Raw genomic sequence first — 11,092 nt, forward strand, 5'->3', positions numbered from 1 at the left:
TCAGACAGAGCCGCCCGGTTCTCTGCGGTCGCCAGTCCCTCGGTCTCGAACCGGCCCATCTGCGACGTGGATGCGGCATGCGCATCGACGGCACGGCCACCGACAACCTGGCGCATCACGGGATCGAGCGCGAGACGGTCGGCGTCATTGACGTCCCCGTATCCTGCCAACCGGCCGTAGACCGATTGCCGAAACAGCCCGTCGAGCCGGTGGATCGTGTTCTTGCCACGGCGATTATCGCACAGGGCAGCAGACGCCAGATTGGACAGACCGAGCGCGTCATCAAGCTCGCGCATCACCAGAAGGCCGCCATCCGAACTGAGCTGAGCGCCCCGGAATTCCAGCCGCACGCGAGGGTCAAAATCCACACGATCTGCCCGCTGCAAGCCCGCACCCTCTGGGTGATCCATGAAACACATCCTCCGCAGCAACCAACGCCATGATATATATAGAAAATATCACGTTCAAGACAGCGAAATCAGAGATCTACTTGGGGAATGCGGGATTAATAATCATTCTCAAAATCATCTACATTACGGCAACTGAGAAGAGCGATTACGAGATACGGTTTTATTAATGAAAAACCGTCAATATCAATTTAGGCATTTTTCCAGATGGTCTACTTTAATTACCAACTGACGGCACAATCCTCACCCTCTGATCCTAGATCATATACTGGTTAAAGTACTGTTTTTTATCCCTAATTAAGAATCAACAAAGACTCAATGAAAGTGTCTTCCGCGACCCTCTACCATGTAAGTACGGCGCGTCATTCCGGAACGGCGTGCACCATTTGTAAATAATTTTCAGAGGCTAGTTTAATGGATGACAACTGTAATGAATTGTATGTCGCTTCTCATGCCAGAAAGCTCCAGAGTTGCCGTGTAACACTCTATAATTTTTTCTTATCAAGTCGTCTTTTATGGCTTAGACGTCGCTTGATTGGACCAGGTGCACTTTACAATGTTGGCAACCTGCTCGCCTTGCTTTCCGGTATTGCTTTGCAAATTGGTGAAGTGTGGGGCCAATCCAGTGTAACTGAAGCGATCCGTGAGCACTTACTAGGTAGCCCCGGCTCAGTTTGGTTGACTGGGTCTATGCTGATTTTTATGGTCTCCGGAGAATTGTATCATCGCGCATGGCAGTCGCATCGTGGGCCAGACCCGCGCCTAACCCAGATGGGTGATCTGGTTTCTGGGCTCGCAGCGATTGCATTGACTGTGGCGCTAGTTTGGGTGGGGAATGCGGCGATAGCACTTTTTGCGGGGGTTCTTTTGGCAGGCGGCAAGCTGGGCTCAGCAATCCTGCCAACCTTCGATCTCCCAAAGCAAGTAGTTATAGACCGCGGCTTTAGATTGGTGGTGGTGGCCAGCCGTGCACCTTCCATCATAGCGCTTATCGTGCCGATTGTGTCGCTTGTGCAAAGCGGTAGTACCTTGGGTGATGCGATCTTGCCCACGGCCATGATAGTGTGCTTTCTTCTTTGGCTTTGGGCGGACCTACTGCTTTTGCGGGAGGGACAGGTGATTTTGATCGACCGCAGCGAACCTAAGCGGTAAACGCACACTGCAGCATTTTGCAAGTCAGTCTGGACCAAACCGTACATCCGCATCACGGTAGGTGTCCAAGGTCGTTTCGGCCAACATACCCATCGTTTTAGGATATTCTACAAAGCTGAAATGTAGGTATTTTGATCTCAGAATGTCGCGCGTTGAATGTGCATCGGCCAGCTTGTTCTGCAGGCTTTGCGCATGACATCGGATGTCGAGTCGAAGTCCGGATCTGGGGCTACGACTTCCTCAACCTCTGCCCCAAAAGGCTTGAGTGAGGCGCGAAACAGCTTCAAGATGCGGGAGAAGGCATTCTAATTGGGGAATGTCGAATTTGGTTGCCAGCATGACAAGAGCTTGGAAATTTCTTCAATCTCAGAACCGGCTGATGTCGGAGGACGACACTGTTGCGTTGACTGGCAAGGCGGCTGCGGTTCTTTCCGTTCTCACCCAACGGCGGGGCGAAGTCGTCAGCCGTGAAGAGATTATGGACAACGTCTGGAAGGGTGTACACGTCACCCCCGACCTTGTGCGCGAATATGTGCATGACATCAGGCAAGCTCTGGGCGACGACGCAACCACGCCCCGCTATATCGAAACTATTCGCGGGAAAGGATTTCGCCTATTCGGTAACATTTCCTTTGCCGATAGCCCAAAAACGGCGCAATTTCCTATGTTTCCGCGGATCGCCGTCATGCGGCCTACTATGGTCTCTGATGATCCCAAATGGGGCAACCTTGGCTATTCGATTGGTAAGGGGATTGTCTCACGCATTGCGTATCAACCGAACCTGTCTGTCGTTTCTTTTCACGCTACATGCGGAGCAGAAAACGACGATCTCTTGACAGTCGTCGAGCGACTGTCCGCTGATTTGATCGTTTTGGTAGAAATCAGTATTGGCTCAGAAGAATTTGGTGTGTCGCTGGAATTGGTTGCCCGGTCGGATTACAGCGTGTTGGCGACGGATCAATACTTTGGTGTTATGGATGATATATCTGAATTGCATAATCTGGTCGCCGATCTGGTGTCCGCTGAGCTCGGGCGGTTCAACGGTCATGTTCATCAAGCGCTACTTCGGAACATGCGTCGTGCGCCGCCTGTCGATAGAACCTCCTTCGAGGAATACCTGCTTTCTGTGGAGTGCGAAGCGATCCACGATCTTGCAGTCTGGAAACGTGGGCTTGAGCACAGCAGCAGGGCAGCAGAACTCGACCCCGATTTTGCCCGCGCTTGGCATATGCGCGCTGTGTTCCTGCGTGGGCTGGTTACTTTCTTCCAAGATCCTGACACCAACAGGGACACAGCGTTCGCGGCGGCGGTCGAGGCATTGCGCAACAGCCTAAGGCTTGATCCCCACGACCCTCAGGTCTTGGTATGGTCGCGGCATGTTCACACTGCTGACGGAAACATCTCTGCCGCACGCAACGCCGTCGTCAGAGCTGCTGACCTTGGCCGTAATCAGCCTGATACACTTTGTGTCTGTGCGTTGGAATACTGTCAGGTAGTGGGCGCATTTGATGAAGCGATCGCTTTGATCGATACGGCCTTGGTACTCAGCCCAAATCCGGTAGTTTGGTATAGACTTATTGAGTGCCGTGTTGCCTTCTTCGCGGGAAACTACGCCAGAAGCGCAGCAGCTTCGGAAGCGGGCTCTGCCGCGTTGCCCGCCTTGTTGTTCGGAGCAATGTCGCTAGCCGCTCAACAGAAGGTCGAACCGGCCCTTAGGAAATTCAAGAGGCTCTCGCAGTCTTTTCCACTGTTCCACCCCGAAAGCTACGCGGAAGATATGATTGTTGACGAAACCGCCCGGCGGCTTTTTGACGAGGGACTGCGGCGTCTCTATGAACTTCAAAGCGTGGAAGAAAACGACGTCATCACCATTAGTGCAGTAGGGTCCTGATACGGTGCGCCCTAACTGGATCATGTTGTCAAACTCCTGAATCATAGCCGAGAGGCAACGATTTGAATGAAGCCAAGATAGCTGGCTGCTCTTATATCGTATTGCGTTGGCAGCCGCCTTGAGCAGTTCAATCTTATTGAAGCACCGCACAACGTGGCTCCGTAGCCGCCGTTCGCTGCACCGTCCACCAAGGTCGGCTCTGGGCCGCTGTTGCAGCGGAAGCTCATGCAACAAGGGTATGCACTGCGCTGGTTATGACGCTTCAAGATTTGCTGAATTAGCGAGACTTCCATCAGTGTCAAGTTTAAGCTTCCCATACTTGGCGCCGAGCTGACCGCTGTTCAGTTCAACAACTTTCGTATCGCCTGACTGCCTTGGGAGTGACGATCATCAACGATCTCGTACAACTCGTATATGTGTCACAACCATTTGGGTACGATGCCCCGATGCTGAGCGGTATTCTGCTTGATGCCAGACGCTGCAACGAACGAGACGGGATAACGGGTGCTCTCGTTTGTCGGAACGACGTGTATCTTCAGTTGCTAGAGGGGCCAGACGCCAAGGTAAAAGAGGCCTACGAGCGGATACGGCGCGACGACAGACACAGCGATCCCAGAAAACTTGTAAACAGACCTGTGCACCGCCGTATCTTTGGAAATTGGGCAATGCTGCACGACCCAGCAAAATCATGGATTTGGTCACAGGCGGCAATATCGGATGGCATCCTTGACCGCGCAACTCAGACAGAGATTTTGACCTTATTTGAAAACCTCGCGGAAAAGGTCAGAAGCGAACCACCACCCCACTGGCGTTGCAATTGCAACGCCAAGAGACTATGTTGTGTTAACAAGAATTGTGGTTTTCTTCGGAACAGGCGCATCGCCTGCTAGAGAGGACTACATATTTTCATCATTAAAATTCAGCTGTCGTGTTCCTTAACAGGGATCTGATGTTTGGGAAGGTTGCCGATCGTATCGCGCACGAACACATCGCTGGTGACATTTGTTCATCCATTTGTGCTGGCTGGATACGCCGATGAATTGCCGCCAGGCAGCTATGAGCTTTTTGCCGAAGATGAAGTCATGCAAAGCCTTAGCTTCACGGCATACCGACGCACGGCCACGCATCTTTTGATCAAGTGGGACACCGGCGAGTCCGAATTGCGCCCGATCGATCATCGCGACTTGGAAATGGCGCTGGCCCAAGATCGCGCCTGCAAAACGATACAAAAAAGTGAGGCGGCGCTTTCTCCGTCAAAGGATCTAAAATGACTTTTCCAGAATGGACGAAACCCGGTGCTTACGGTGCTTTGGGTGGTGCGATCGCGATCTCGATCCTCGGCTTTACGTGGGGAGGTTGGACGACCAGTGGCAGTGCACAGGAAATGGCCCAGAATCTGGCAAGCGAAGAAGTCACATTGGCGATGGTACCTGTCTGCCTGAATACAGCTTCAGCCGACCCTGAACGCGCAGAAAAACTGGTGTTGGTTCAAGAAGCCTCGGGGTTCAACAAGCGCAAAGCCATGATGGAAACGGGCTGGGCGACGCAACCGGGTGCAGACGCGCCAAACCGTGACCTTGCGACGGCGTGCCTTGCGGAGCTTGAATTGGATGGATGATCATCCACGGACCATGCGGCAGGTGCCGCGGACGACAAGCGGGACACATGCCTTGCACGACATTCAGTTGTTCACGGGTCTGTTTATGGGCTCCATCTGCATACTGCTCTTGTTCGCAATGCCTGCTGTGGCTCAGTCCACCGCAACACCCATGCCTGAGAACGCCAGCGCAAAGAGCTATGGTGACGGGTGGGAATGTGACATTGGATACAGGTTGCGTGGGGATGCCTGCGACGCTGTTGTTGTGCCGCAAAACGCTTACGAGACCAACCGCACATATGGCAGTGGATGGGAATGCTTGCGTGGCTTTCGACAGAGCGGTCAAACGGATTGCGTTACCATCGCAGTTCCGGCTGACGCGTTTTTGGACCCGTCCGGCAGGCGCTGGCATTGCAAGCGCGGCTTTCTGAAAGTCGATGATACCTGCCAAAAGGTTTTCGTACCTGCCAACGCATATCTTGTGGATACAACCTTTGGATCTGCGTGGGAATGTGGGCGCGGGTTTACAGCGGCGGACGATATCTGTGTCGCCATTGCGGTCCCGGCCAACGCATATCTGAACACATCAAGCTATGGTCGGGCCTGGACATGTTCGCGTGGTTATATTGAGCGTGGTGGTCTTTGTGAGGCTGTCGCATTTCCTGCCAATGCATATTTTGACGACGCGACATACGGCAAAGGATGGAAATGCGAACGCGGATACGCAGCCAATGGCGTCAACAGTGAAGCGATCGTCATTCCAACCAATGCGCATCTCGACAGGTCTGGAAACCGTTGGGAATGTGACCGGAATTTCCAAAAATCCAAAGGCCTATGCGTACTCGATAACTGAGCGCAACGCAGAGTTACTTCGGCTTCAATACGCGGCGGCGGCGCCCGCGTTGCATGACGTGCCGACCACCCAAAAAGGAAACAACATGAAATCCGATCTTACTGCGGCAGACACAATCCGACATCCCGTCAGAGGCCCTCAAGCGTCGGGGATAATGCGCGCAGCACTTTCCAACACAACGCCCAAACCACAGGTTGCCTTAGTCCCAACCGCGATGGTGTATTGCGAAGGTAATTTCTCGGAAATTGACGGTAAGACGGCAAATGGCCTTGTGCGGCATTCGCAGGCCTACCGAATTCTATCTGTCATCGACAGTCATCACAGTGGCAAAGACAGCGGGTGGGTTCTTGACGCCGCCGTGAACCACATACCGGTTTTCGAAAACCTGGATGCCGCCGTCGCCGATCAAGCCGTCATCCCCGACACGCTTATCTATGGCATGGCCCCGTCAACGGGGTGCCTCTCGTTGGCGGATCGCAGCGTTGTTCTGGATGCGATTGCGCTTGGTATGAACATTGTCAGTGGCCTGCATGAATATCTAAGCGATGATCCTGAAATTTCCCAGGCAGCGTCCATGCGAGGCGTCAGAATTCGCGATATTCGCAAGCCGAAACCCAGCAAGGACATGCGGTTGTTCGATGGCAGCGTGGCCAGTGTCAGCGCCCTGCGGATTGCCATCCTGGGGACCGATTGTGCCATTGGCAAACGTACGACAGCCACAGTTTTGGCGCGTGCCTTGAACACGGAAGGTATCAAGACGGTTCTTGTCGGCACCGGTCAGACAGGTTTGATGCAAGGCGCAAAATACGGCGTCGCCATGGATGCCGTGCCGCCCCAATTCTGTTGCGGCGAGCTTGAAGGCGCGATTGTTGCAGCCGACCGGGGCGAACACCCCGATGTCATATTGATCGAGGGTCAAGGTGCGCTGAGCCATCCGGCGTTCTGCACATCCGCCTTTATCCTACGCGGCAGTCAGCCGGATGCCGTGATCCTTCAGCACGCCCCGAAACGCGCCCATCGCTGCGATTTTCCGCATATGTCGATGCCAGCGGCGGCAAGCGAGATTGCGCTGATTGAGGCGTTTGCCGATACAAAAGTCATCGGCGTCACGCTCAATCACGAGGGGATGTCCGATGCTGAGGTGTCAGACACGATCGCCACACAATCGTCCGAACTCGGATTGCCCGTTACCGATGCGCTAAGCCGACCCGAGGCCCATTTGCTTGCGGTCGTTTTCGCCGCGTATCCCAGCTTGCAGCAAGGGCCACCCGTGGCTGCGATATGAGTTGCCCCCGCATCGAAATAGATCTGAGCAAGATACACCACAATACCCTGACCGTTGTCGGGCAGCTAAAGGGGCACGGCATCGATGTCACAGGCGTGACCAAGGCCGTTTGTGGACATCCGGCCATCGCCCGCGCCATGTTGAATGGTGGCGTCAAAAACCTTGCAGAAGCGCGCCTGAGCAATTTGCGGCGGTTACGCAAAGCGGGCGTGACATGCCCGATCACATTGATCCGCTCACCCATGCTGAGCCAAGCCAATGACGTCGTCCATTTTTGCGAGACAAGCTACAACACCGAAAGGGCCGTCATCGCGGCACTGGCCGCTGCCGCGATCCAGCAAGGAAAGGTTCACGGCATTATCCTGATGGTCGAGATGGGCGATTTGCGCGAGGGGATCATGCCGCAAGATCTTGGTGCAATGGCACAGCACGTTGTGGACATGCCCGGTGTCGCGCTGAAAGGCATAGGGGCCAACTTTGCATGCCTGAGTGGCACAGCACCCGACGCCGCCAAAATGCGGGCATTCTCAATTCTTGCGAACGATATTGAGGGCATGTGTGGCCCATTCATCCAAACGGTGTCTGGTGGCAATTCCGCAAACCTGCCTTGGGCTTTCGGTGGCCATGCGACGGGTCGCATCAACGATCTCAGGCTTGGAGAGGCATTATTGCTGGGCTGCGATCCCGTTTCGGGAAACCATATAGCCGGGTTGCACAGGGATGCCTTTACGCTTGTCGCTGAAGTGATCGAGACAGATAGAAAGGCTGTGCGCCCACCCGCCAGCGTTGCCAATCCGGCGTTGGCGCGGCTCAGCCTTGTCCCGACTTGCACCCAACAACGTTTGATCCTTGCCCTTGGGCATCAGGACACAGACATATTTGGTCTTTCGATGCCTCCGGGACATGGGTTGATCGGCGCAACAAGCGATCATCTGGTCATTGGCGACGACCATTCAAAGTTGAAAGTCGGGTCCGAAGTCAGATTTCACATGAACTATAGCGCCTTGATGCGCGCCATGGCCGCACCCGATGTCGCAACAAATCTGTGCGTTGACCGAACCGCGCTGCCCGAGCAAGGCCGTCACAAGCACCTCGCATTGGTTTGAAGTGTCGAACTTGAACGTGCACATACAACTCTACTTAGGAGACTGACAAAATGGCGAAGCTGACAAAGTCATCTGTATTCAAAGAGCAACCGACAAGACCAGAGACACCGTTGGAAAAGACGACGCGGATCGTCAAAACGATGGTCGACGACGAAGCAAAACAAAGACACGTCAAAAACACCCGGCTGCGCAATGCCCGGCTTGAAAGAGACGCGCATACACCTGCAGTATCCGAGCCGGTTGATCGCAAAACGGGTTCCTCCAAAGTCACCACCAAGCGATAACAGCGGCGTCGAGGACAGGTATCCGCTTCGCTTTCATCTGTGAGGCGCCCATAAGGACGCTGCTGCGCCACGCCAAGGATCAGCCGCGACAGTCACTTTCCCCAAGGATGCCCCCCATGACGAACTCAGATGAGAGCGGAGAAAAAGTTCACTACATCTGCCAGACATATGTCGAAAAGACGTCCGGGCGTGCTGGGCTGGTCAGCTTGGAAATAGGCAAGCAAATTGAATATTCGACGGCGGCAGAGGCGCAAAACAGAGCCGAACGGGAAGCCCAATCCGAAGATTGCGCTGGTGCGGATGCCTATATGATCACCGAGGACCCACGCAGTGGCGAAATAGGCCCACCAAGTTTCCTTGTCAGGATCGGCGATGTCCCGGAATTCGATGATTTCTAGAACTTAGCAACGGGTCGCGACGCAATCTAGGAATGGAAGCTGAAACTCTCGGCATGAAAGAGGGAGCCTCGGAGAGCGGGTCAGCCACACTACCAGAATGACAGTTTTGGCCCGATTCTCCGCTTGTTCTTCCAGTTCACACGCGCGCAGCCGACATAGGCGCAATCACCGCGGAACGAAGCATTGTCCGCCATTCGATCACCAGCTCGGCAGAAATTCTGCGCTGCGCGTGAACGTCCGCTTCGGGGAAACAAAAAGGTTGAGCCCGTCGGACCTCGAACGGCAGCAATGGGCCGAAAGCGATTATGATCAGTGCATCATCGATCAGCTTACATCAACGCCACATCAACCTGCGACTGCGCGTTTCGCGATGGTTTTGCCGGTAAATCCGTGCGAGTGCTGATGCTTGCAAGGGTGAAAATAACGCCTAATCAGAGGCTTGGCAGCTAAGTGCCTGATTTTCATAAGCTATTGGAATCGCTGGAATTTCGGCTCATAACCTGAAGGTCGTAGGTTCAAATCCTACTCCCGCAACCAAAATTACCGAATAATACCAAAGCCTTAGGCCTCGCATCACGCGGGGCTTTTTGCTTGTCCGCATTCCATGTCAACGTTTGGCGAGTCGCACAACAAATATTCAATGAAATCATCGCCACGGCTTGACTGCGGGCAATCTGTCATCCTGAGCAGTTTGAGGATACGGTTCCTCGGAACTGATGCCAAGTGACCGCGATGTCCAAGGAAATACTGAACAAAGCCAATCTCGAAAGTCATGGCGCGCCCAAGCTTGTAGAGCTGGTACAGGGGTATGCAGCCTTTTACATCCCGAACCGGACCCTCGGTGCGCATTCCGACGTATCCGCCCACCTATTCCGACAACATCCGCCCGCTTGTACCGGGTTATCCGCCCACCTTTGACGCGTTGCCGTGAGGCATTTGGTTTTGGGTATCAGTTTTCTGGTGTGCCGTCACCTGTTTGAGCGTCTTGCTTTCGGAAGGATTGCCCGTCGAGCTCAAGTCGGTAGGCGTTGTGCACAAGCCGGTCGAGGATGGCGTCCGCGAACGTCGGTTCACCAATGACCTCATGCCAGGTTGAGAGCGGCAATTGGCTTGTGATCAACGTTGATCCATTTCCGTATCTATCTTCGACAATCTCCATGAGGTCGCGCCGCTGACTGGCGTCCAGTCGGTCTGGCCCCCAGTCATCAAGGATCAACAACTGGGTCTTTGTCAGTGCCTTAAAGACGCGCGGGAAACGACCATCGCCGTGGGCCAGTTCCAGCTCGTCGAACAATCGCGTTGTGCGCTTGTAGAGCACCGTGACGCCCTCGCGACAGGCTGCTTGTGCAAGTGCGCAGGCCAGCCAGGTTTTGCCAACACCGCAAGGGCCTGTGATCATCAGGTTGCGCTTGTCACGTATCCATTTACCGGTCAGCAGGTTTTGGAACAGAGCCTTATCCAGACCTCGCCGCGTTTTGTAATCCACGTCTTCAGGGCTGGCTCCGACATGGCGCAAACGCGCGGTGCGCATACGGCTCTCAAAGCGTTTGGTCTCGCGGCTGGTGGCTTCGCGGTCGATTAACAGGCCCAGCCATTCAGCATGGGTTAGATCGGCGCTGCCATCTTGTGTTTGCATCTCAGCAAAGGCTTCTGCCATGCCGTCGAGCCTAAGGGTTTTGAGTTGATCCAGTGTTGGATGATCGAGCATATTTTGTCCTCTTCAATGAAAGTAACCTGCGCCACGGATGTTGGGATGTGTGATCGCGGGGCCGTCCGTACGCGCTTCTCGGCGTTGGCGATCCAAACCATTCTTGAGAATGGAATGCAGGGATTGGTAGGTATAGCTGTTGATCTCGAGCGCCCGCTCGCAGGCGGCATCGAGGCGGACAGCACCAAATGTTTTGGCCAACCGAAGAACGCCCATACATGTCCTGTATCCTTGCTCGGGGTGGCGACGCTTGCGCATGACCATCTGCGCAAACACCTCAACATTGGGTCCGATGCGCGCAGCCTGTGTGCGGATACGTTCCGGCGTCCAGTCAGGTACTGTAACCTGACGTCTGGAAATTTAGTTGGAGATTGCGCTGAGAGCCCCTGCCGAGGCGTGCCCCGGCAGAGG

Annotated in this window: 13 protein-coding genes; 10 read left to right on the forward strand and 3 right to left on the reverse strand. The window is 54.4% G+C overall.

What is annotated here, in order from left to right; translation table 11 throughout:
• A partial coding sequence (locus LC354_RS23575; RefSeq protein ID WP_223421634.1) for a transposase occupies positions 1-410 on the reverse strand: 410 nt, incomplete at its 3' end.
• Between the two features lie 411 nt (positions 411-821).
• Here LC354_RS23575 and LC354_RS23580 point away from each other — a divergent pair.
• The 10 genes from LC354_RS23580 (at position 822) to LC354_RS23625 (ending at position 8,973) form a co-directional block, all read left to right on the forward strand.
• On the forward strand, positions 822-1,559 hold the full coding sequence (locus tag LC354_RS23580; protein ID WP_223428427.1) for a hypothetical protein: 738 nt from the start codon (positions 822-824) through the stop codon (positions 1,557-1,559).
• A gap of 316 nt (positions 1,560-1,875) precedes the next feature.
• Positions 1,876-3,450: a winged helix-turn-helix domain-containing protein gene (locus LC354_RS23585; protein ID WP_223428428.1), complete on the forward strand. Its 1,575-nt coding sequence runs from the start codon at positions 1,876-1,878 to the stop codon at positions 3,448-3,450.
• A 380-nt stretch (positions 3,451-3,830) separates the two neighbouring features.
• Positions 3,831-4,340 carry a BLUF domain-containing protein gene (locus LC354_RS23590; RefSeq protein ID WP_223428429.1) on the forward strand — a complete coding sequence of 170 codons (510 nt, stop codon included), beginning with the start codon at positions 3,831-3,833 and terminating at the stop codon, positions 4,338-4,340.
• Positions 4,341-4,403: 63 nt separating this feature from the next.
• Positions 4,404-4,721 carry a hypothetical protein gene (locus LC354_RS23595; protein WP_223428430.1) on the forward strand — a complete coding sequence of 106 codons (318 nt, stop codon included), beginning with the start codon at positions 4,404-4,406 and terminating at the stop codon, positions 4,719-4,721.
• Positions 4,718-5,068, forward strand: a complete 351-nt coding sequence (locus tag LC354_RS23600) for a hypothetical protein (RefSeq protein ID WP_223428431.1) — start codon at positions 4,718-4,720, stop codon at positions 5,066-5,068. The genes LC354_RS23595 and LC354_RS23600 overlap by 4 nt, the downstream gene beginning before the upstream one ends.
• Positions 5,061-5,900 (forward strand): hypothetical protein, encoded by an 840-nt coding sequence (locus tag LC354_RS23605; RefSeq protein WP_223428432.1) that lies wholly within the window; start codon positions 5,061-5,063, stop codon positions 5,898-5,900. The genes LC354_RS23600 and LC354_RS23605 overlap by 8 nt, the downstream gene beginning before the upstream one ends.
• Positions 5,901-5,985: 85 nt before the next feature.
• A complete protein-coding gene (locus LC354_RS23610) occupies positions 5,986-7,185 on the forward strand; it encodes a DUF1611 domain-containing protein (protein WP_223428433.1) in 1,200 nt (399 codons plus the stop codon).
• Complete coding sequence (locus LC354_RS23615; RefSeq protein ID WP_223428434.1) at positions 7,182-8,291, forward strand: alanine/ornithine racemase family PLP-dependent enzyme; 1,110 nt, start codon at positions 7,182-7,184, stop codon at positions 8,289-8,291. Before LC354_RS23610 ends, LC354_RS23615 begins: the two co-directional genes overlap by 4 nt.
• 110 nt (positions 8,292-8,401) lie before the next feature.
• Positions 8,402-8,575, forward strand: a complete 174-nt coding sequence (locus LC354_RS23620) for a hypothetical protein (RefSeq protein WP_223428435.1) — start codon at positions 8,402-8,404, stop codon at positions 8,573-8,575.
• A 116-nt stretch (positions 8,576-8,691) separates the two neighbouring features.
• Entirely contained in the window at positions 8,692-8,973 is a 282-nt protein-coding gene (locus LC354_RS23625) for a hypothetical protein (RefSeq protein ID WP_223428436.1), read from the forward strand.
• 949 nt (positions 8,974-9,922) lie between these two features.
• Here the strand turns inward: LC354_RS23625 and istB are convergent.
• Together istB and LC354_RS23635 are read right to left on the reverse strand one after the other, a co-directional pair.
• Complete coding sequence (istB, locus tag LC354_RS23630; RefSeq protein ID WP_223428437.1) at positions 9,923-10,681, reverse strand: IS21-like element helper ATPase IstB; 759 nt, start codon at positions 10,679-10,681, stop codon at positions 9,923-9,925.
• A 12-nt stretch (positions 10,682-10,693) separates the two neighbouring features.
• Entirely contained in the window at positions 10,694-10,897 is a 204-nt protein-coding gene (locus tag LC354_RS23635) for a hypothetical protein (RefSeq protein ID WP_223428438.1), read from the reverse strand.
• Positions 10,898-11,092: the final 195 nt, after the last annotated feature.

The organism is Tateyamaria pelophila, assembly GCF_019966495.1.
GTDB classification, from domain to species: Bacteria; Pseudomonadota; Alphaproteobacteria; order Rhodobacterales; family Rhodobacteraceae; genus Tateyamaria; species Tateyamaria pelophila.

Excerpts from the sequence above, each read along its gene's own strand:
- LC354_RS23580 (WP_223428427.1), top strand. The coding sequence starts at position 822 with ATGGATGACAACTGTAATGAATTGTATGTCGCTTCTCATGCCAGAAAG.
- LC354_RS23585 (WP_223428428.1), top strand. The coding sequence starts at position 1,876 with ATGTCGAATTTGGTTGCCAGCATGACAAGAGCTTGGAAATTTCTTCAA.
- LC354_RS23600 (WP_223428431.1), top strand. The coding sequence starts at position 4,718 with ATGACTTTTCCAGAATGGACGAAACCCGGTGCTTACGGTGCTTTGGGT.
- LC354_RS23605 (WP_223428432.1), top strand. The coding sequence starts at position 5,061 with ATGGATGATCATCCACGGACCATGCGGCAGGTGCCGCGGACGACAAGC.
- LC354_RS23610 (WP_223428433.1), top strand. The coding sequence starts at position 5,986 with ATGAAATCCGATCTTACTGCGGCAGACACAATCCGACATCCCGTCAGA.
- LC354_RS23615 (WP_223428434.1), top strand. The coding sequence starts at position 7,182 with ATGAGTTGCCCCCGCATCGAAATAGATCTGAGCAAGATACACCACAAT.
- LC354_RS23625 (WP_223428436.1), top strand. The coding sequence starts at position 8,692 with ATGACGAACTCAGATGAGAGCGGAGAAAAAGTTCACTACATCTGCCAG.
- istB (WP_223428437.1), bottom strand. The coding sequence starts at position 10,681 with ATGCTCGATCATCCAACACTGGATCAACTCAAAACCCTTAGGCTCGAC.
- LC354_RS23635 (WP_223428438.1), bottom strand. The coding sequence starts at position 10,897 with ATGGGCGTTCTTCGGTTGGCCAAAACATTTGGTGCTGTCCGCCTCGAT.